This is a genomic window from Chryseobacterium sp. CT-SW4 (assembly GCF_048572715.1).
GTDB lineage: Bacteria > Bacteroidota > Bacteroidia > Flavobacteriales > Weeksellaceae > Chryseobacterium.
The window spans coordinates 2612241-2634371 of the sequence record NZ_CP183840.1 but is presented as its reverse complement, the minus strand read 5'-3'; the positions used below and the strand labels follow the sequence as shown (position 1 = coordinate 2634371).

The following is a 22131-nucleotide window of genomic DNA, read 5'->3' as shown; positions in this document are numbered from 1 at the left end:
TTTTGTTATTTGAAATAGAATAAAACTTTTTTATAATTTTTTTTCCTTTATGATTCGAGTCATATGAAGTGTATTCTCAAAGCTTATATATTTGGGTATTATAAAATTTTTTTCATCATTTGTGTTTTTATCCTCTCTTCGGAGAGGTTTTTTTATTATTATACTAATGATATAAAGTTATTGTAAAATATTTCTATGGATTCTATCACGGGTATTTTAACTGTTTTCTAATTTTTAGAGTTGCTTTTTTTTCGTGGACTCACTATAAGTAACTTTTTCCGATTTTTTATTTTCTCAATCCAATTTAGATTATTACCACTCTATCACTTTTTTTATTATTCACTTTAATTATTTTATAATAGAAGTCTATTGTGTAGAATTTAGTTATTATATTTTATTTATTTTTTACTGTAATTTCCTAAAAAAAGTTATTTCTCTATATTCTTTTTTATTTGATTTTAAAATTATTGATAAATCTTCATTAATTAAACTAGTTAAATGTACAGGTTTTTTCATCCCCATACATTTGTAATATAAAAAACAAGCAAATAGAATTTTAATTAAAAATTTAAAAGCTAAGAATAGGTATTTATCAAACCTAATACAAAGATCATATAATATTTAATTCAAATAATTTTTAAAATGACAAAATCAATCTGGGCAATAGACCCTACCCATTCAGAAATTGGATTTAAAGTTAAACACATGATGTTTACCAATGTTTCCGGAAAATTTAATGAAGTACATGTAGCCATTGAAAATGAAGATGGTCATTTTGAGACTTCGGATATTTCCTTTTCGGCAGAAGTAAACTCTGTGGATACAGGAAATGCAGAAAGAGATAACCACTTAAGAAGTGCTGATTTCTTTGATGTTGAAAATTTCCCAAAGATTTCTTTTAAATCTACTAAAATTACAAAAATAGATGAGGGACAGTTTAAGATTGCAGGAGACCTTACTGTAAAGAATGAAACTAAAAATATTGTGCTGGATGCAGAATACAGTGGACTAATGAAAGATCCTTGGGGAAATACAAAAGCAGGACTTTCACTTACCGGAAAAATTAACAGAAAAGACTTCGGACTAAGCTGGAATGCAGCACTGGAAACAGGAGGAGTATTAGTAGGAGAAGAGATTAAACTGATTTCAGAAATTCAATTAATTAAACAATAAAATAACATATAAAATAACAAAAAGATGAAAAAGACAATTTTATCATTCGTAATAGGCTTATTCTCATTGACAGCTTCAGCTCAGAAACCAAGCCCGGCATTATTAAACCCAACCAACCACGCTTTGGTACTGATAGATCATGAGGGTCAGATGGCATTTGCAACGAAAAGCATTCCTACTGAGGTTTTAAGAAACAATGTGGCTTTAACAGCAGGGGCTTCTAAAATATTCAATGTTCCTACAGTGGTAACAACAGTAGCGGAAAAATCATTCAGCGGACCTGTTTTTACTGAAGTTTCAGAATTTTACCCTGGACCTTATATCGATCGTACAACGATGAATACCTGGGAAGATGTAAATGCTCATAAAGCTATTGTCGGAAAAGGTAAAAAGAAACTGGTTTTCGCAGGATTATGGACTAGTGTATGTATTGTAGGACCGGTACTTTCTGCAATTAATGAAGGATATGATGTATATGTAGTAACAGATGCTTCCGGAGATGTTTCTCAAGAAGCTCACGAGCAGGCAGTAACCCGTATGGTTCAGGCTGGTGCACATCCTATTACAGCTACTCAATATCTTTTAGAATTACAAAGAGACTGGGCTAGACAGGAAACTTACAAAGCAGTGACTGACTTAGTGAAAAAATACGGAGGAGCTTATGGAGTGGGGATTCAGTATGCCCACGATATGCTAAAACATTAATCAACCTAATCTAAAGGCAGGTAGATCTTCCTGCCTTTTAAAATTATATTATTATGAAATCATTAAATAAAGTGATTCTGTCATTGCTATTGTCTGGTGGAAGTGTATTATATGCGCAAAAAGCAGATCTTATCGTTACCAATGGGAAAATTACAACACTGGATGGAAAGAATGCTGAAGTTCAGGCCGTAGCTATTTCAGGAAATAAGATCTTACAGACCGGAACCAATGCACAGATTCTAAAACTTAAAAGCGGAAATACAAAAGTTATTGATGCGAAAGGAAATCGGGTTATTCCGGGATTATTTGACAGTCATCTCCATGTGATCCGGGGAGGAAGGTTTTATAATTCTGAATTACGTTGGGATGGAGTTACCTCATTGAAGAGAGCTTTACAGATGCTTAAAGAGCAGGCAGCCCGTACACCAAAAGGACAATGGATCCGCGTAGTGGGGGGATGGAACGAATACCAGTTTGAAGAAAAACGTCTTCCTACCCTTGAAGAAATAAATGAAGCTACAGGAGATGTTCCTACATTCATTTTGTATCTGTATGCAAAAGCATGGCTGAATAAAGCAGGTCTTAAACAACTCAATATTACGGCAGATACTCCTAATCCCAATCAGGGACTTATTGAAAAGGATAATGACGGAAACCCTACAGGACTTTTGGTAGCAGAACCCAATGCTTTCATTCTATATTCTACTTTATCTAAATTACCGGAATTTTCACATGATGAAAAAATAAATTCCACACTTCAGTATATGACGGAGCTAAACCGCTTAGGGGTTACTTCCGTGATGGACGCAGGTGGTGGTTTTCAAAATTTCCCGGATGATTACGGTATCACAGATGAGCTGAATAAGCAGGGAAAAATTACCGTTAGACTTCCTTATTATTTATTTGCACAGAAAAAGGGAACCGAAATGGCCGACTATACCAAATGGACAGGTATGGTGGAGATAGAGGATCACGGTCATAATGGACATAATGATGTGGACTACTATGTAAGTGGAGGAGGAGAAAATCTTGTTGCAGATGCTGCGGATTTTGAAAATTTCTTATTTCCACGTCCTGAGCTTCCTCCTACTATGGAAAAAAATATGAAGAATGTTCTGGAATTATTAGTGAAAAAACACTGGCCATTCCGTATTCATGCTACTTATAATGAAAGTATTTCCAGGGATCTTGATGTTATTGAAACTATCAATAAAGAAACTCCTCTGAACGGATTACCGTGGTTTTTCGATCACGCTGAAACAATAAGTGAAGAGAATATGAGACGTATCAAAGCCTTGGGCGGAGGAATTTCCGTTCAGCACAGAATGGCTTATCAGGGAGAAAGCTTTATTCACCGATATGGTAAAAAGCAGGCGCTGGCAGCACCTCCTGTTAAAAGAATGCTGGAGCTGGGCTTACCGGTAGGTCTGGGAACAGATGGTACCCGTGTAGCAAGCTATAACCCTTGGGTTGCATTGTACTGGATTACTTCCGGTAAAACCGTAGGGGGAACTCAGGTGATGGCGAAAGATAAGACCCTGGACAGAAAAACAGCACTGGAGGTTTTCACTTATGGAGGATTCGGTCTTATTAAAAACTATGATAAAGGAAAAATTCAGAAAGGATATTATGCAGACCTGGTGATCTTGGATAAAGATTATTTCAGTGTAGGAGAAGAGGATATCAAAAATATTACAGCGAAATTAACTATTGTAGACGGAAAGGTAGTATATGGAGATAATGAATACAGAACGGTGGCACCTGCTCCTTTAGAAGTTATTCCACAATGGTCTCCTGTAAAATATTTCGGAGGTTATCAGAAGAAATAATCCGAATTAAAAGAATTATAAATACCGGAAAAGGGTAGACGACGAATAAAAGAAAGCCTGGCAGACCTTTTCTAAACAGATGAATATGCAACACGCTTATCATTAATACGAAAGATACGATTCTAAAAACACACAAGATGAAAAATATTTTAAAAAGAGTAGTCAGCTCTCGACCTATTGGCAATAACCTTGACCTGATTATGCTTCTTTTCAGAGTGCTGCTTTCCGTAGAGCTTATCTATGCACACGGATTGAAAAAAATTGGAGTGGGAGTAGCTTCTGCTGAAATTGTTCCTAACCCGTTAGGACTTCCCGATGTATTGAACAGTTTTTTTGCAGATGCGGCCAATCTGGTCTTTCCGGTATTTGTAATTTTTGGATTTTTAACCAGACTCGCGGTGCTTCCTATATTGGCTGTAACTCTTACAGGGTATTTTGTACTGCATTTCCATGACAGTCCTTTAGTAAAAGATACTCCCTATATGTATAGCCTTTCTTATCTTCTGATTTTATTTTTAGGAGCAGGTAAATATTCTTTAGACAATATCATAAGAAAGAGAATTTAACAGAAGAGCTGATCTGTAATAGGAATTGCAGACTCCTGTAAACATTTATAAATTTTTTCAATAAAGTAGTTCCACAAAATGGAATGAAGATTGATCCCACCCTCAACTTAAATTAATAATGAAACGATTCTTACCTTATCTGTTTTTATTTTCCATAAATGTATTCTCGCAGGAGTTCCCCAGCTTTAAAGTGATGAGGTTTGATGAAGATTATTCATTCCTGAAGGACTCGACACGAAGTTTTTATGAATCTATAAAATATATCCCTCTTTCTGACCAGAAGAATATCTTTTTGTCATTGGGAGGAGAGGCGAGAGCCGAATTTTTAGATTTTAATAATGAAGATTGGGGCCGTAAGGGAATAGGCAGTAATCCATTTTTACTTCAACGGTATAATTTACATGCGGATTTACATATAGGAAAAAATGTCCGGATCTTCGGCCAGTTGCGAAGTGCTTGGGAGACCGGCCGTAAGGATGGTCCGCGACCTATTGATGAAGACCGTCTCAATGTACAGAATTTATTTATGGATGTTGATATCGTTAAAAATAAAACCAACAAACTTACCCTGAGGGCAGGAAGACAGGAAATGAACTATGGAAGCGGCAGGCTTATTTCCGTACGGGAAGGTCCGAACCTGAGACTTTATTTTGATGGGGTCAAGCTGATGTATAAAAGAGGAAACTTTAGTTCAGATGCTTTTATGATGGCGGATAGTAAAGTAGAGCCCAAAGCTTTTGACAATACATCTACCAAGAAGATCAACTTCTGGGGAAGTTATAACACCTTTATTTTTCCAAAGACCGGAAACCTGGAAGTGTATTATTTAGGTATTCATCGTGATAAAGCTTTTTTTGAAGAAAAAGTTTCAGATGAAAAAAGACACACAATGGGTACACGGTTCTGGAGAAATGGAGCAGGACTGATCTATAATATAGAAGCTGCCTATCAGTTTGGTAATTTTACCGGCGGTAGTATCAGTGCATGGACCGGATCCGTAGATGTAGGGTATCGCTTTGCAGGGATGAAAGGAAAACCGAGCATCAACCTTAAGAATGATTATATTTCGGGCGATCGTAACAAGCAGGATGGAAAATTGCAGACTTTTAATCCGCTCTATCCTAAAGGAGGCTACTTTGGCTTTAATCCGCAGGTAGGCCCTGTGAATCTTATCGATATACATCCTTATGCCAACTATAATATTACAGATAAAATTGTAGCTCAGGTAGACATTGTATTTAATTGGAGATATTCCGTCAATGATGGAGTTTATCGTCCCGGTGGTACTTTAAACCTGGCTTCTTCCAATTCTTCAAAAAGATATATAGGAACTGCCTTTTTTGGAGGAATTGATTATAATATAAACAAATTTTTAAGCTCAACGACGGTGATACAGTATTTTAAGACCGGAGCTTTTATTAATGATGTGATACCGGACCATAAAGATGGATTCTTTGTGAACACACGGCTGGTATTCAAATTTTAACCATTTAAATTTTATATTTATGAAAACTATACAGTTCAGAACAATAAAAAAATCATTGCTGGCCCTGGGATTTTCACTTATGGCAACAACAGCTTTTGCTCAGCAGACAACATCAGCACCTAATGCATCCGCAACACCTACAGCTATAGGAACTTCCAAAGTGTGGGGAACCGTGGACGGGATACAAATAATAGGATTGGTGCAGGGACCCTCTGCTGCGGAAGCTGAACTGCAGGTTGCCTGTGTATTTGAATATACGGAAGGGGATATTTTTGTGTCGCCACCTGCTTTGCCGGCAAAAGTTAATGGATTGGTACACCTGGATGAAGCCTTACATGGACACCTTACGGAAATTCGTAAGACCGGAAAGTTTAAAGGTCATACGTTGGAAACTTTTTTATTAGTTCCCCCTCCTAAATCATTAGGAGCCAAAAAGCTCTTATTGATAGGTTTGGGTAATCGTAAAGACTTTACTCCGGATCTTATGATCTCAGTAGGCGAAATTGCTGCACGTGAAGCACTAAAATTAGGAGTGAAGAATTTTGCTTTTGCCAGTGATTTGAAAGATGCAGGAATTGATTCTCCTACAGCATTGGTAGCAGGAAATGTTGCCAGAGGAATTATTAACGAATACCGGACTCAAAAGGTATTGAAAACTCAGAAATTAACCGAGTTTGCCCCGTTAAATAAAGTTTATCTGTTAGCAGGACCAGCTTTCTTTACCGTTGCGGGAGGAGGAATTTCTGAAGCATTGGCTCAATATAAGAATTAAGAGCATATTATATAAAAACTCCGGCGGGGAGGATCGAAGATCCTCCCCGCCGGAGTTTTATTAATAAAAAATATCTTGCTAATTGTTTTTCGATTTCTTATTCCAGTTCTTCAATAAATATCTTAACTGCTGAAGCAGTAGAAGGATTGGATTTGTCATTACTTAAAATGGCATTTATCCTGTATATTTTTTGAGAAGAAATAGCAGAAATAATATAAGAGGTCATATCATCATTACTCGGATTTAGCCCATCTGCATCCAATGTTACGTAAGTGTTGGCAGCTGCATTTCCTCTGCCGTATCCTCCCTGTCCTCCAGGAATCCCTGAACCGAATAACCATCTTGAAAATGAATAATTATTCTGAGTGGTAAATCTGAATTGAAAACGGGCACCGGATTGATAAGCATTTGGGGATGTCCCTGCATATCTTACACAAATAACCCCAATACAAGTCTCCGAATTGGTAGGAGTGGAAGCATTGATAGGTGAAGTTGTTTTAAGAGAGTATTTCAGAATTTTCTGATTGACGGGTAAAGTACTCTGTCCTAATAATGTTAATACCCAGGTTGCACCGCTGGTTGCCCCATTGCTTTTAAGCGCAGCAGAGAATCCTGCCGGTATAGTGATAGTAGCGAAATTAACGGAATGGTTATCGATGGTTTCAGATCCGTTTGCCTGTACGGTAACGGTGTTGCTTGGGCTTCCGTTTCTGATTTCATAAATACGTCCCCCGAAATTGGCGTTACCCGTTTGAGCCGCTGGTAATGTGATCGTAATGTCTGACGTTCCTTTGTAGTCCAGGTATTCATCGGTTGCCGTAGCGGTGTAATTTCCGGTAATTAATCTGTATTTTGTAGATAATGATCCGTTTACGGTTAAAGTGCTGCTAGGATTAGCTGTATTAATCCCTACTTGTGCTTTTAGGGTTGGAAATAACCCTACAGCACCTAATAAAAGAAAGGTAATAGTTTTCATCTTTGTTACGTTTGATGCTACAAAGGTAGGAATTTATTAATGCAAATCTTTATAATTATGAGATATATAGATAAAGCCTATTGTAATATTTATATAGGACTATAATATTAAATATAATTTATAATTTGGTGATTATTCTTTAAATTATGTTTATAGTTATGATCATTAAATAGGGGCTAGAAAGTAATCCTCTTATAAATTGAAAACGGAAGGACACTTATCCTTCCGCTTTCTTAAACATATTATAGTATAATGGATTGATTTATTAAAATGTTTTCTAATATTCTGTTTATTCTAATTCTTCAATGAATATTTTGACTGCAGAAGTAGTTGAGGGATTAGATTTATCGCTGGTTAATATAGCATTCACCCGATAGATCTTTTGAGAGGAAATAGCAGAAATAATATAAGAGGTCATATCATCAAAACTAGGATTGAGCCCGTCCGCATCTAATGTAATATAAGTATTGGTTGCTGCATTTCCTCTTCCATATCCACCTATGCCTGAAGTGGCTCCGGTTCCTCCGCCAAATAACCATCTTGAAAATGAATAATTGTTCTGGGTAGTAAATTAAATTGAAAACGAGCTCCGGATTGATAAGCATTCGGTGATGTCCCTGCATATCTCACGCAAATTACCCCGATGCACGTTTCCGAATTAGTAGGAGTAGAAGCATTGATCGGGCTGGTGGTTTGAAGTGAATATTTCAAAGTTTTTTCATTAGTAGGAATAGTACTCTGTCCTAATAAAGTGAGGATCCAGGTGGAACCGCTGGTTGCTCCGTTACTTTTAAAAATCGCGGAAAAGCCTGCGGGTATGGTAATGGAGCTGGGATTGGAAGAGTGATTGTCTATGGTCTCGCTTCCGTTAGCTTGAACAGTAACTGTATTACCGGGGCTTCCATTTCGGATTTCATAAATACGCCCTTCAAAATTTTCGTTTCCTGATTGAGCTGCAGGCAAGGTAATGGTAATATCCGAGGTTCCTTTATAGTCAAGATACTCATCGGTTGCTGTCGCAGTATCACTTCCGGTGAGTAAGCGATACTTGGTAGAAAATGATCCGTTTACCGTTAAGGTACTTCCTGGATTCTCTGTATTAATCCCTACCTGTCCTTTTAAGGTAAATGAAAATCCCGCTAAAAAGCATACTAAAAAAGTTGTTCTTTTCATATAAATAGATTTTATGTATTGCAAATATATAGAAAATAAATTATATATTATTAATAAAAATAAACATTTATAAATATGAATTATATTATATTATTTAATTTATGTTATATCATTGTATGATTTTTATCCTTTTATTTTTTAAAAATGTATTTTCTTATTTTGAGATATTAAGCTACTGTAGCTTGTTAGGGAGAAATGAACGTAAAACTGATATATAATTAAAATGAAGAATGTTATTAAGTAAAATAACTTCTTATTTACTGTTATTTTATTTAATAGTGATTATCCTATGATTATCGGTAGATTTTATTTTGTGTTTTTGATAGGCCTAAAAAGGAACTGTTTTACTAAATTTGATATAGGTTTTTTTATAACAAGAGGTATATTTTATAAAGGATATCGTTGGAAAATAGAATGGAGAAGATATTAAACAAAAAAACCGTAAACAATATTATTGTTTACGGTTTAAGTGAGCGCGAAAGGATTCGAACCTTTGACCGTCTGCTTAGAAGGCAGATGCTCTATCCAGCTGAGCTACGCACCCTTGTAATTGATTTTCGCTTAGTTTCTAAGCTTTTAAAGTCGGGGCGGCAGGATTCGAACCTGCGACCTCCTGGTCCCAAACCAGGCGCGATGACCGGACTACGCTACGCCCCGAATTATTAATATATTTGCTGCGGAGGGTATGAGATTCGAACTCATGCGACCATAGGCCGACAGTTTAGCAAACTGCTCCGTTAACCACTCCGGCAACCCTCCTTTTTATCGTTATTCTTTAATGATCGTTGTTCCGTTATTGCGAGTGCAAATATAGAACAGATTTCTTTATTTACCAAATATTTTTCCCGAAAATTTTGTGTATTTTTGAAGTAATAAAAGACAAAAAAAGTAAACTAATGCGTAAGACATTATATATCATCGGATTAAGCACCTTTGTTTTTTCTTGTACACCACAAAAAAATGTGAAAAAAAATGTAAGCAAGACAAAACCCCCAGTATCACAGCCTAAACAGGTAGTTAAGCAACCTTCACAAGAAAAGCCTAAACCACAAATTACCAACGAACGTGGCATAGAATTTTTTACTACTAATATAGCAGATGTTACAAAAAATGATAATACGGCCAGCTACGGCTCTATTGTTTCGGCAAAACCCAGAGGCTACAAAGTCGTAAAGACCTATTTCCCCGCGATTGCACAGAATTTCAGACAAAAATACCTGATCCTGCATTACACGGCTTTGTTGGATGATAAATCCGTGACAGTACTTACTCAGCAATCTGTAAGTTCCCATTATTTGGTAAACAACCTGGGAGATAATGATATCTATCAATTAGTGGATGAAAATAAAAGAGCATATCACGCTGGGATAAGCTCATGGAGAAATGATAAAAATCTTAATGATACTTCAATAGGAATAGAAATCGTAAATACCGGATATAGTACGGATGCAACCGGAAAAAGAGTATTTGCTCCCTTCAGTGATGATCAGGTGAGAAAAGTAGCTGCCTTAGCCAAAGATATTGTTACAAGATATCAGATTCCTCCGACCAATGTGCTGGGACATGCTGATATTGCTCCCACCAGAAAGCAGGATCCGGGACCTATGTTCCCATGGAAGAAACTTTATGATGAATATCAGATAGGAATGTGGTATGATGAAGCCACAAAACAGAATTTCTATAATATAGCTTTAACGGATTTTTCTACCCGCTATAATGAGCCTTCCTTTATATATCTCGTACAGACGGAACTGCAGAAGTTCGGATATGGAATACAGCCGAGCGGAACCTGGGATGATGCTACCAAAAAAACAATTGAAGCACTTCAGTACCATTTCCGTCCCCAGAATTTTGACGGAATTATGGACGCCGAAACCTGGGCAATACTCCAGTCTCTCAATCAAAAATATCCTGCAAAATAAATCATAAAGCGCATCAATCCTGATGCGCTTTTGTTATATCTTTGTGTTGTTAAAAATAAACAAAAACACTTAAATTATCTGTAATGGAAAATTTCAGGCAAGAAAGCGATTTATTAGGTGAATTGAATGTTCCTATGGATGCTTACTATGGGGTTCAGACACAAAGAGCAATTGATAACTTCAAAATTTCAGGTCAGCTGCTGTCCTCATATCCCAATTTTATAAAAGGAATAGCTTTTGTAAAGAAGGCTGCTTCAAAAACCAATTATGAATTAGGATTACTGGATGAAAATTTATATTTTAAAATAGCAGAAGCTTGTGATGAAATTATTGGCGGAAAGTATCATGATCAGTTTCCGGTAGATATGATCCAGGGAGGTGCGGGAACTTCCGTGAATATGAATGCGAATGAAGTGATCGCTAATATTGTACTCGAAAAATTAGGAAAAAATAAAGGAGAATATGAATTCTGTTCTCCGAATGACCATATCAACCTTTCTCAGTCTACCAACGATGCCTATCCTACATCCATAAAAATGGCATTGTTACATATGAATGACATCCTGGTAGAAAAGCTGGAAAAAATTGTAGAAGCTTTCCGTGAAAAAGGAAGAGAGTTCCATGATGTTATTAAAATGGGAAGAACCCAGCTTCAGGATGCGGTGCCTATGACCATGGGGCAGGAGTTCGAAGCCTTTGCAGCCACACTGGAAGAAGATATTTCAAAACTGAATAATAATGCCAGCCTCTTTGTAGAAGTAAATATGGGAGCTACAGCAATTGGGACAGGATTAAATGCCCCCGTAGGCTATGCCACTCTTTGTGCTAAAAATCTGGCTCAGCTTACAGGATATCCAATCGTATCGGCTCCGGACCTGGTAGAAGCTACACCTGATACCGGTTCTTACGTTATCTATTCTTCAGCTATGAAACGTCTGGCGTTAAAACTGTCTAAAATATGCAATGATCTGAGATTGTTGTCTTCAGGGCCGAGAGCAGGGCTGTTTGAAATTAATTTACCACCTATGCAGCCAGGATCTTCCATTATGCCCGGAAAAGTAAATCCGGTAATTCCGGAAGTGGTCAATCAGGTTTGTTTTAAAATCATCGGTAACGACCTTACCGTAACCTTTGCTGCGGAAGCCGGACAGTTACAGCTCAATGTAATGGAACCCGTACTTTCCCATGCGATCATGGAAAATATCAACTTCCTTTGTAATGCCCTTGATACCCTTCGTGAAAAATGTGTCGTGGGAATTACTGCCAATAAAGAAGTATGCCTGAATATGGTAAAGCACAGTATCGGTATCGTTACCGCTCTCAATCCATACATAGGATATAAGCAATCGACAAAAATTGCAAAAGAAGCACTGGAAACCGGAAAGAGTGTTTATAACTTAGTATTGGAAAAAGGAATTCTTTCCCAGGAAAAACTGGATGAGATCCTCGATCCTAAAAATATGCTTAAACCTCATAATAAATAATATAAGAAACCTGACTGTATAATACAGACAGGTTTCTCTGCCAATCCAACTTTAAATAAATACGTGAGATTTTTAATTATCATTCCTGCACATAACGAAGAAGAGCATTTGGGCTTTACATTAGAATCTTTAGCAGCACAAACTTATAAGGATTTTAAAGTAATGGTCGTAAATGACGGTTCCACGGACAATACGTCGGGAGTGATCCGGGGATATAAGGATAAAGACTCACGCTTTGAATCCATCACCTTACAGAAATCGGCACATCAGCCCGGTTCAAAAGTCGTAAATGCTTTCAAAAGAGGGCTTGAAGTTACCCAAACGGATGGTGCTGAGATCATTTGTAAATTTGATGCAGATATTATTTTGCCGGAAAACTATCTTGAAACCGTAGCCCTTGCCTTTAAGGAAAATCCTGAATACGGACTGGTAGGCGGCTTATTATATATTGAAACGCAAACGGGAGAGTGGGTGTACGAAGGAAACTCCAATAAAAGCCATGTGAGAGGGCCGATGAAAGCTTACCGGAAAGAATGTTTTCTGGAAATGGGCGGATTGAGAGAAACCCTCGGTTGGGATAATATAGATTCTGTTATTCTTGAGCATTTGGGCTGGAAAGAAGTGGTTTTACCTGATCTGCATGTAAAACTTATTAAAGTTAAAGGAAAAGATTATACCGTAAAACAATCCGATTATTACGGAAGATATTTTTATTTTTTAGGACTTAACAGGTTTTTAGCTTATATAGCTTCTATGAAAGAAGCTTCAAAAAGTAAATCTGTTTCTTTTTTCTTTCAGATCATTAGTACCTATGAAAAATGCAGATCTGCAAAGCTGGAACTGAAAGTGAGCAAAGAAGAGCAAAAAGTGATCAATAACCGGAGATGGGCCATGTTAAAAAAGAAATGGCTGAAAATTTGAAAATTTTATTTTGAAGAAGATTGCCTATATAGAACTCGATACACACGCTGAAATTGCTCAGAACTTCATAGAAGTGATGAAAGGTTCGGAAGTATTTTCAGTAGACTGTTATTTTTCAAAAAAAATTAAGGACCAGGTGAAAGAAGAAGAAAACGTAAGGTTGTCTGACAGTTCCATGATCCTGGACCAGCTGAAAAATCAACAATATGATTTGATTATTATTGGAACCGTTCACCGTTATTTCAATACTTTTTCAGCAATTGCTTCTAAATATAACACGGCAGTAATTGTTCATAATCTTAATTTTATGGGGACTTCCGGTTTGAGCCTTATGAAAAATATTTTCAAAGAAGATGTGGTTTACCGGCTCAAATTATGGTGGAAAGAAGGATTGTATTATGCTTCCAGTATCTATAAAAAAACAAAAAGCCGTCTGGTGCTGGATCAGGAACTTAGCTCTCCTGAACTGATCCATTTACCGCTTTTTTATACCAAACCGTCTGAAAAGGAAATTAATTCCCATTTGGTCGTCGGGATTCCGGGAGGAGTTTCACAGAAAAGAAGAGATTATCATCATGTATTTAATACCATAAAAAAGCTTGCTCCGTCACAAACCATTGAATTTATATTGCTGGGAAAAGCAAAAGGAGAGGAGCTGGAGGAAATAAGTAATCTTTGTGAAGAATTGCCACCCCCTGTCAAAATTCAGTATTTCACGGAGAGGGTTTCCCCTGAAGATTTTGATCAGCTGATGAGTAAAACGGATGTTTTATGGTGTCCTATCCAGCAGCAGACAGAGTTTTTCAGCCAGAAAGAACTCTATGGAAAAACAAAAATGACAGGAAATATAGGTGATGCCATTAAATATGGTAAACCTGCGGTTTTTCCTTCCGGTTATTCCTCAAACCTTGGTTTTATATTTCCCGAACAGCCGGATATACTAAAACAGTTTCAGGAGCTTAAGGAAAATAATTTTGATTTTCATGCGGACTATGCAAAAGAGAAAGTCCGTGAGCAGGCAGAAAAAGTCCTGCTTAAGCTGATACTTACTTAAACTTTAAAACACTTTTAATAAAATCCATATTCAGGTAGTTTTCTACCGGAAATATTTTCGTGAAGTAATTTCCTATAAAAATCAGGATCAGTACTACGGACGGCTTATACACCAGGTTTAAAAAGTTATTATTAAAATTAGGCAATACAATGGCCACGGTAATAGCCAGCGTACAGATGATGGAGACAAAAATCATTTCAATCGTTAAAGGAGAAACTTTAAACATGATATAATTGAAAATGATCTTGATAACATTATAAGTGATAAGTGAAATGGCAGTAGATAAAGCAATTCCAATGAGTTTTAACTCTGTATTTTTAATGAAATAATAATTCAGTCCTATGGTAAGTCCGGCCAGCAACAGCATGACTAGGATATTGAAACGGTAATATTTTGAAAGTGAAATGATATTTCCGTTAAATCCTGTCGCCAGATCTATCAGTACGGCAGAACCCCAGATCCAGACTACCGGTTCGTATTCCCGGAGCATTACTCCGTTTTTAGGCATAAATTCCGTCAGGTAAGGGAAGCCTACCATAATACAGGAAAATAAAACAGCTCCCAGGAAGTAGAGGGATAAGGAAGTTTTTTTATGGAACCTGTCCAGTTCCTCCATATCTCCGGCAGCTAATGTTTTATTGATAATAGGGGCGGAGATATTGAACAGCCCAAGTTGAGGAATAGAAATCAAAGAAATCAAAGCATAAAGAACCGAATAGATTCCCACCTCTTCCATTCCCATAAATTCCCCGATCATAAAGCTGTTGATCGCTAAATAATTCCCGAAGGTTCCAAGGAAACCAAAAAAGCTGTAATTAAAGAAGTCTTTCCAGAACCCGTCTTTTTTGAAATAATCCGTGCTAAAATCCAGTTGTATCTTATCAAGCTTATTCGCGTAATATACATACCCGAAGAGCATTAATGCAAACATTCCGAAGAAAAAAGCAAAAGCAATTTTTTGGGATAAAGCAAAATAAAAAAATAAGCAGAAAGCCCCCAGGTTGGCTATTTTAGGAAAGAGATTGTCAAACACATTGGCCACGACAATTCTTTTATAATTGGAAGTATATTTATTGAATATGGTGCATAAGGAAAGAGTTAAGATCAGTGGCAGGATCATCTCCTTGATCTTCCAGGCCTCCGTATTTCTGAACTTAGGATATAAATAGGGAAGGATAAAAAATACAGCACAGAAAATTAAGAAGTTGATAAATACAGCCAGTAAAGAAAGGGAAAGCATATTTTGCTGTTTACCGTCTTTTTCGGTGGTATGAAAAAACTTCACATTAGAATAGGAAATGCCTAATACCACAAAAGGAACAAGCATTTCTGCAGTAGGAAGGATGTAGCGTAATTTACCGTAAAACTCAAAGTCATTCGGAAAAATGAATATAGCCGAAACGGTACCCAGCAAAAAGCCGATATATCCTATAATCGAGTATTTAAATCCTTGCCTTGCTACTACACTCATAATGTTGTCTCAATATTGTTAGGAATAAAAATAATATTGTTAATATAAGCTGTTTTATTTTTTTCATCATCGGCATTGGCCAGAATGATTTCTTCGGTCAGTTTTTCAAGCTTAAAAAGACTTCTGTTAAGATAATGACTCTTGTAACCCCATGATTCCACTTCAGCAATTTCCGTCCAGATAGGCTTTTCATGATGACGCTGCTCCATCTCTACCATCAGGGTAGGGTAGAACTTCCGAATGGTTTTCTGAGCACCTCTCAGTGTTTTCATTTCGTTTCCTTCTACATCGATCTTAATGAAATCCAGCCTTTTTAGATTTTCTTCCATGATCCATTCATCAAGGGATATTACTTCTACCTTTTCCGTATAGCTTTTTTCCTCACCTTTTTCTTTGTAGGACGTATTTAAAGTACCTCTGGAAGCAACTTTTTTTCCATTGATGATAGGCACTTTAAACTCTGCAGTCGTCTTTTCATCCGAAAGTGCAGAAGAAAAAATCCGCATGGACGGGAATAATCTTTTTAGGCGGGTGAAAAGTTTTTTGTTTGGCTCAAACCCATAAATATTTTTCGGGTTCAGCTTATCCTCAAACTGGTAGAGAAAAGTTCCGACATTGGCACCAATATCAAAGATCACAGCATCAGGAGACAGGTATTCCTTGATCCAGACTAATTCCGGCTCTACATTGCGCTTCGAAAAATTATCCTTACTCAGATTATTTAAGCTTTTAAAATATCTTTTCTTATAAAAATCCGGACTTATGTATTGTAATTGTTCTGCAATTCTTTGGTATAAAGACATCCTTAATTTTTTGTCGGGCAACAAAGATAAGTAAAAATGTTAAACAAATGTTAAAAGTTATGAATTATAATTCATTGAATTTCAGAAGTTAATATGGACTGTTTATTTTAAAATCCTGAACGTTAGGATTATAAGAAAGGGGCGTTTAAAAAATCGTTAAGAGGTTTCATCACTTGATAGATTGCAGCCATTTTCCCGGCAGCCTTAGGATTCATCACCTCCTCATCACTTAGATAATGAATAACAATGAAGTTTTTAAGCTTTAAATAATCTCCCATAGTGTCCTCTTTCTCAAATCCCTGGGGAACTTTTACCAGCTTGCTTTCCTGATCGAGTTCCGGAAAATATTTTTTAAAATCCTTCTGATTGATTATTTTTAAAAATTCATCTCCGTATAAGGAAATTTCCTTTCTGATTTCCTTCAGCACAGAAGGTTCCGGCATATAAATCCCGCCGGCTATAAAAGATTTTTTGGGTTCCAGATGGAGATAATATCCGCCTTTCTGGCTCCCTTTACCCATTCCCAGAGAAGATCCGAAATTGGTTTTATAAGGAGATTTATCCTTTGAAAACCGCGTATCACGGTAGATTCTGAACAACGATTTTTTAGCATCTATTTTTAAAAGCTCAGGGTCAAATTCTCCCATTTCCTTAATGAGATCCTCCAAAAAACTGATGACATTTTCCTGAGATTGGATATACAGTTCTTTATGAGCATTAAACCATTCCCTATTGTTGTTTTTGCTTAGTTTTTTTAGAAAGTCAAAAGTGGAAGAGGAAATCGTTGCAGCCATAATTCATTATTTTAAATCAAAAATAATAAAACTATAGAGATTTTAAAAGCTAAACCTTTAATAAGTCTTGTAAGAAGAATAATTTTCAAGCAGGATATAAAATAATTTTCATCCAATTAAAAAAAATAATGCTTGTTATATTTACATTGGGAGCGGTTTTTTTTTATAGTAATCTTTTCGGAAAACGGAAAAGTATTAAAGGATTCTGAAATTAGAATTGTTTATTTAACCATTTATTCAAAAACAAATCAAATAATAATTGTATCTTTGCAAAAATTTAGAATATTTAATGAATTTATTTACGGAAACCAATTTAAGTCCTGAAATTCTTAAGGCGGTTGGCGAATTGGGCTATGAAAGCCCTACAGAAATCCAAAAACAGACTATCCCTTTTATTCTTTCAGATATACGCGATCTTATCGCACTTGCGCAGACTGGGACAGGCAAAACTGCAGCGTTTTCGCTTCCGATTTTGGATATGATTGACGATACGAGTCGCAAAATCCAACTATTGGTGCTTTGTCCGACACGAGAATTATGCCTTCAGATTGCGAAGGACATAAAGAACTATTCCAAGTATATGCAGAATATTAAAACTACGGCAGTATACGGTGGAAGCAGTATTGTAGAGCAAATGCGCTCTTTAAAGGATAAACCGCAGATCATTGTGGGAACTCCCGGAAGAGTAATTGATTTGATTAACAGAAAAGCACTGGATTTTTCTGCTATTCACTGGTTGGTATTGGATGAAGCGGATGAAATGCTTTCCATGGGATTCAAAGATGAACTGGAAACTATTTTAAGCGAAACTCCTGAAACCAAGCAGACTTTTTTATTCTCTGCAACGATGAATAAAGAAGTGGAAAGAATTTCCAGAAACTACCTTACCAAGCCTCACAGAATTTCTGTAGGTTCCATCAATGAGGTGAAAAAGAACATTACCCACGAATATTATGTAGTAGGTTACCGTCAGAAAAAAGAAGCTTTAAAGCGTCTTATCGATGCCAATCCTAATCAGTATTCCATCATTTTCTGCAGAACCAGAATGGAAACTCAGGAAGTAGCGGACTTTTTAATGCAGAACGGTTATGCAGCGGATGCCCTTCACGGAGATCTTTCTCAGGCGCAGAGAGATACGGTAATGAAAAAATTCAGGCTTAAGAATATTGACATTCTTGTGGCTACCGATGTGGCAGCGAGAGGGCTGGATGTAAATTCCCTTACTCACGTGATCCATTATTCATTACCTGATGATCCTGAAGTATTCGTACACCGAAGCGGAAGAACCGGAAGAGCAGGAAAAGACGGGGTTTCCATGGCACTTATCAAGCCGGAAGAAAGTAGAAAATTGAAGCAGATAAAAGCGGCTACAAAAATTGAAATCCACGAAAAGAAAGTTCCTACTGGAGAAGAAATCGTAAAAGCACAGGTAGGAGGAGTTTTTGAAACCCTTTTTGCCGAGCATGAAGACTATTTTGATTTTGATGATTCCTTAATTCCGGATCTCACTAATTTCTCAAAAGAAGAGTTGGTACACCGCCTGTTACAGGTTCAGTTGAAAGACCTTGCCTTATATTACAGAGATCATCAGGATCTGGCGGATCAGAAGCTGGGAAGAGACGATGACTCTTCAAGAAGAGACAGAAGAGACCGAGACAGAGGAAGAGATCGTGATAGAGGAGACCGAAGAGAAAGAGGAGGAAAGCCAAGAAGAAAGAACGAAAATATGGTCAGATTTTTCTTTAATTTAGGGAAAAAAGATCAGTTGAAAAAACTAGATGTTCTGGATATCATTAATAAAGCTACCGCTGGAAAAAGCAAAAAAAGAGCGGAGATTGGTGATATTGAAATTTTGGAGAAATTCTCCTTCTTTGAAGTGGAGAAATCATTTAAAACCGATCTTTTAAGCAATATTTCTGCAATGAAATTTAAAGGAAAAGATATGAGAGCTGAAGTGGCAAACTAAAGCTTTTCAATTACAATTACAGCCGGCTCAATGCCGGCTTTTTTAATTTTATGATAAATATTAATTCAATATTAACAAAACTTAATGTTAGATGCTTTTAGGTAAAAGCCTTTTTTAAGAAATTTGCAGTCGAATTATAAAAACTTAAAAATGGGAATTGGTAATATTTTCCACGCTTTTCAACCAAAGGATAAAATATTCTTCGTGCTGTTTGAAAAAGTTACAGATAACTTGGTGGCGATGTCAGAAGAATTCAACACCGGGATCAAAGATTTTGATTTAAATGATGATTCCATGCTCAAGAAAATGAGCGACTATGAACACAAAAATGACGAGCTTACGCATGAGATTTTTGTAGAATTGGGAAAAAACTTTATTACTCCTTTCGATCGTGAAGATATCCATACCCTGGCAACAGGTTTAGATGATATTGCAGATTATATCTATGCATCGGCAAAATATATTTTCTTATATAAATCTCCGAAAGTAAAAGCTTACGCAGATTTTTCACTCCTTATTCACAAAGCATGTATTGAAATTCAGAATGCGATGAAAAACCTGAAAGGGTTCAAAAATATGGAGCAGGTAAAAGAAGCCTGTATTAAAGTAAACTCCATTGAAAATATTGCAGATGATCTTTTGTCCAACTCTATGGTAGAATTGTTTGAAACCACAGACGCGATTAATATCATCAAAGTATCCTCTGTACTTAACTATCTTGAAGTAGTAACCGATAAAGCGGAAGATGTTGCCAATACTATTGAGAACATCATGATTAAATACGCCTAAACAAATAATAACAATGGAATTTCCGATTTTACTTACAGTTATTATTGCATTAGCTTTAATCTTCGACTATATCAATGGTTTCCATGATGCAGCCAATTCAATTGCAACCATTGTTTCTACCAAAGTTTTAACACCTTTTCAGGCTGTACTTTGGGCAGCCCTTTGGAACTTTGCCGCTTTCTTTATTGCCGCGTATGTTATCGGTGAATTTAAAATTGGTAATACCATTGCCAAGACCGTTAATGAGAACTTTATTACCCTGGAAGTAATCTTTTCAGGACTTATAGCAGCTATTGCATGGAATCTTCTTACATGGTGGTTCGGTATACCTTCCTCATCATCCCATACCCTGATTGGCGGGTTTTTAGGAGCAGCGCTTATGCATGCTTTTATAATGGATTATCATGATGTGATAGCAGCACAGCCTCATTTAGGATTTTTTGAAACCATAAAAGAAGCGTTTCATCAGGTAACTACCCAAAGCGTTGTTAAATTTGATAAAGTAATTCCTATTTTTCTCTTTATCTTTTTGGCACCGGTGATAGGGATGCTGATATCCATTATCATTACCTTGATTATTGTTCATTTATATAAAAGATCGAATCCTCATAAAGCTGATAAGTCATTTAAAAGATTGCAGCTCGCTTCATCCGCTTTGTTCAGTTTGGGACACGGTTTGAATGATGCTCAGAAGGTAATGGGGATCATTGGAGCCGCGTTGATCTATTATCACGTGAATATGCTTCAGGATCCTGTTTATTTAAATATCCAACCGGCATCCCGTTTTGATTATTTTGCAGAACATTATCTGTGGGTACCTTTAGTTTCCTTTATTGCGATTGCTTTAGGGACCATGAGCGGGGGATGGAAGATTATTAAAACAATGGGAACCAAGATCACCAAAGTAACACCGCTGGAAGGAGTAAGTGCCGAAACAGCAGGAGCAATTACCCTCTTTATTACGGACCACTTTGGAATCCCTGTATCCACTACGCATACCATTACGGGATCTATCATTGGAGTAGGATTAACGAAAAGAGTCTCTGCCGTAAGATGGGGAATCACCGTAAGCTTATTATGGGCCTGGATTTTAACCATTCCGATTTCTGCCCTTGTAGCGGGAGTAACATATTTATTAGTAACTTTTCTTTCGTAATTAATAAATTATAAATAACCTCAAACTTTGTCTTAAAAGGCAAAGTTTTTTATTTTTATAAAGCCTTTAAAAATCGTATTTTTGTTGAAATAATAAGATTGTATGGAATTTTTAGACAGATACCAGCAGATTGTTGCGGATGCTATTGCTAAATATACTTTTAAAGATAAGCCGGCGGAATTATATGAGCCCATGAACTACATCATCTCTCATGGCGGAAAACGTCTTCGCCCGATTATGGTGCTGATGGCTTGTGAGATGTTTGGCGGTGATCTGCAAAAAGCAATTAAGCCTGCATTGGCTATCGAGTTTTTCCATAACTTTACTCTGATCCATGATGATATAATGGATGAAGCTCCCTTAAGAAGAAATAAGCCTACTATCCATACGTTACACGGGATCAATGTAGGAATTCTTTCAGGGGACGGACTCATGCTGAAAGCCTATAAATTCTTTGAGGATCTTGAGCCTGAAATATTCAAGGCATGTATCAGAATATTTACCCATACCGGATTATTATTATGTGAAGGGCAGCAGTATGATATTAATTTTGAAACGCAGGAGAATGTGACCTTCGACGATTATATCCGGATGATTACTTACAAAACGGGTGTTTTAAGCGCTTCCTCTTTTGAGATTGGAGCAATGATCGCCAAAGCGGATTTTAAAGATGCCAAATCCATATTCAATTTCGGAAAACATATCGGAATAGCCTTCCAGATTATGGACGATTACCTGGATGTATTTGGAGATCAGGCCCAGTTTGGTAAAAAACATGCAGGGGATATCTATGAAAATAAAAAAACCGTTCTTTATTTAATGGCCAGAGAGCATGCCACAGAAGAAGAAAGAAAAGAACTCGATTACTGGTATAATAAAAAGACTGATAATATCGATAAAGTATACGGTGTAGAAAAGATTTTCAGAAGGACAAAAGTAGATGAAAAAGCATTGCGTCTTATTGAAAAGCACAATGAGATCGGGCAAAGCTATCTTAATAAAATAGATGTCCCGGATGAAAAGAAAAAACCATTTATAGAACTGGCTAATTATTTGCTGAGAAGAGAAAGCTAACATTAAAATAATAGATA

At 36.6% G+C, this 22131-nt stretch carries 19 protein-coding genes and 3 tRNA genes; 14 read left to right on the top strand and 8 right to left on the bottom strand.

Annotation, left to right across the window (positions count from 1 at the left end; translation table 11 throughout):
* The first annotated feature begins 642 nt into the window (after positions 1-642).
* From ABJ974_RS11885 to ABJ974_RS11860, 6 genes are all read left to right on the top strand, one after another.
* Positions 643-1173 carry a YceI family protein gene (locus ABJ974_RS11885; RefSeq protein WP_419868461.1) on the top strand — a complete coding sequence of 177 codons (531 nt, stop codon included), beginning with the start codon at positions 643-645 and terminating at the stop codon, positions 1171-1173.
* A 24-nt stretch (positions 1174-1197) separates the two neighbouring features.
* The gene (locus tag ABJ974_RS11880; RefSeq protein WP_419868460.1) at positions 1198-1878 is read left to right on the top strand and encodes a hydrolase; all 681 of its coding nucleotides are present in this window, start codon (positions 1198-1200) and stop codon (positions 1876-1878) included.
* 53 nt (positions 1879-1931) lie between these two features.
* The gene (locus ABJ974_RS11875) at positions 1932-3707 is read left to right on the top strand and encodes an amidohydrolase (protein ID WP_419868459.1); all 1776 of its coding nucleotides are present in this window, start codon (positions 1932-1934) and stop codon (positions 3705-3707) included.
* Between the two features lie 137 nt (positions 3708-3844).
* Entirely contained in the window at positions 3845-4273 is a 429-nt protein-coding gene (locus ABJ974_RS11870) for a DoxX family protein (protein ID WP_419868458.1), read from the top strand.
* 118 nt (positions 4274-4391) lie between these two features.
* Positions 4392-5759, top strand: a complete 1368-nt coding sequence (locus ABJ974_RS11865) for an alginate export family protein (RefSeq protein ID WP_419868457.1) — start codon at positions 4392-4394, stop codon at positions 5757-5759.
* Positions 5760-5778: 19 nt separating this feature from the next.
* Positions 5779-6531 carry a M17 family peptidase N-terminal domain-containing protein gene (locus ABJ974_RS11860; RefSeq protein ID WP_419868456.1) on the top strand — a complete coding sequence of 251 codons (753 nt, stop codon included), beginning with the start codon at positions 5779-5781 and terminating at the stop codon, positions 6529-6531.
* A gap of 97 nt (positions 6532-6628) precedes the next feature.
* On the opposite strand, the gene ABJ974_RS11855 is transcribed toward ABJ974_RS11860, so the two are convergent.
* From ABJ974_RS11855 to ABJ974_RS11835, 5 genes are all read right to left on the bottom strand, one after another.
* Complete coding sequence (locus tag ABJ974_RS11855) at positions 6629-7507, bottom strand: hypothetical protein (protein WP_419868455.1); 879 nt, start codon at positions 7505-7507, stop codon at positions 6629-6631.
* Between the two features lie 498 nt (positions 7508-8005).
* Positions 8006-8680 carry a hypothetical protein gene (locus ABJ974_RS11850; RefSeq protein WP_419868454.1) on the bottom strand — a complete coding sequence of 225 codons (675 nt, stop codon included), beginning with the start codon at positions 8678-8680 and terminating at the stop codon, positions 8006-8008.
* Between the two features lie 470 nt (positions 8681-9150).
* Positions 9151-9224 (bottom strand) — tRNA-Arg (locus ABJ974_RS11845).
* Between the two features lie 38 nt (positions 9225-9262).
* A tRNA-Pro gene (locus tag ABJ974_RS11840) sits at positions 9263-9337 on the bottom strand.
* 20 nt (positions 9338-9357) lie between these two features.
* Positions 9358-9439: transfer RNA gene (locus tag ABJ974_RS11835), tRNA-Ser, on the bottom strand.
* 137 nt (positions 9440-9576) lie between these two features.
* Here ABJ974_RS11835 and ABJ974_RS11830 point away from each other — a divergent pair.
* The 4 genes from ABJ974_RS11830 to ABJ974_RS11815 all read left to right on the top strand — a co-directional run bounded on the left by ABJ974_RS11830 (position 9577) and on the right by ABJ974_RS11815 (position 14061).
* Positions 9577-10602 (top strand): N-acetylmuramoyl-L-alanine amidase, encoded by a 1026-nt coding sequence (locus ABJ974_RS11830; RefSeq protein ID WP_419868453.1) that lies wholly within the window; start codon positions 9577-9579, stop codon positions 10600-10602.
* An 83-nt stretch (positions 10603-10685) separates the two neighbouring features.
* Positions 10686-12086 (top strand): aspartate ammonia-lyase, encoded by a 1401-nt coding sequence (aspA, locus tag ABJ974_RS11825; RefSeq protein ID WP_419868452.1) that lies wholly within the window; start codon positions 10686-10688, stop codon positions 12084-12086.
* Positions 12087-12149: 63 nt separating this feature from the next.
* Entirely contained in the window at positions 12150-13007 is an 858-nt protein-coding gene (locus tag ABJ974_RS11820) for a glycosyltransferase family 2 protein (RefSeq protein WP_419868451.1), read from the top strand.
* A gap of 10 nt (positions 13008-13017) precedes the next feature.
* On the top strand, positions 13018-14061 hold the full coding sequence (locus tag ABJ974_RS11815) for a hypothetical protein (protein WP_419868450.1): 1044 nt from the start codon (positions 13018-13020) through the stop codon (positions 14059-14061).
* Here the strand turns inward: ABJ974_RS11815 and ABJ974_RS11810 are convergent.
* The 3 genes from ABJ974_RS11810 to ABJ974_RS11800 form a co-directional block, all read right to left on the bottom strand.
* Positions 14054-15532, bottom strand: a complete 1479-nt coding sequence (locus tag ABJ974_RS11810; protein ID WP_419868449.1) for a lipopolysaccharide biosynthesis protein — start codon at positions 15530-15532, stop codon at positions 14054-14056. The genes ABJ974_RS11815 and ABJ974_RS11810 overlap by 8 nt on opposite strands.
* Complete coding sequence (locus ABJ974_RS11805) at positions 15529-16335, bottom strand: FkbM family methyltransferase (protein ID WP_419868448.1); 807 nt, start codon at positions 16333-16335, stop codon at positions 15529-15531. The genes ABJ974_RS11810 and ABJ974_RS11805 overlap by 4 nt, the downstream gene beginning before the upstream one ends.
* A 128-nt stretch (positions 16336-16463) precedes the next feature.
* Positions 16464-17129, bottom strand: a complete 666-nt coding sequence (locus ABJ974_RS11800) for a DUF2461 domain-containing protein (protein WP_419868447.1) — start codon at positions 17127-17129, stop codon at positions 16464-16466.
* A 289-nt stretch (positions 17130-17418) separates the two neighbouring features.
* Between ABJ974_RS11800 and ABJ974_RS11795 the strand changes: the two genes are divergently transcribed.
* The 4 genes from ABJ974_RS11795 to ABJ974_RS11780 all read left to right on the top strand — a co-directional run bounded on the left by ABJ974_RS11795 (position 17419) and on the right by ABJ974_RS11780 (position 22114).
* A complete protein-coding gene (locus tag ABJ974_RS11795; RefSeq protein ID WP_419868446.1) occupies positions 17419-19095 on the top strand; it encodes a DEAD/DEAH box helicase in 1677 nt (558 codons plus the stop codon).
* 150 nt (positions 19096-19245) lie between these two features.
* A complete protein-coding gene (locus ABJ974_RS11790) occupies positions 19246-19884 on the top strand; it encodes a DUF47 domain-containing protein (protein WP_419868445.1) in 639 nt (212 codons plus the stop codon).
* A 13-nt stretch (positions 19885-19897) separates the two neighbouring features.
* Positions 19898-21040: an inorganic phosphate transporter gene (locus tag ABJ974_RS11785; RefSeq protein ID WP_419868444.1), complete on the top strand. Its 1143-nt coding sequence runs from the start codon at positions 19898-19900 to the stop codon at positions 21038-21040.
* Between the two features lie 102 nt (positions 21041-21142).
* Positions 21143-22114 carry a polyprenyl synthetase family protein gene (locus ABJ974_RS11780; RefSeq protein WP_419868443.1) on the top strand — a complete coding sequence of 324 codons (972 nt, stop codon included), beginning with the start codon at positions 21143-21145 and terminating at the stop codon, positions 22112-22114.
* Positions 22115-22131 lie beyond the last annotated feature (17 nt).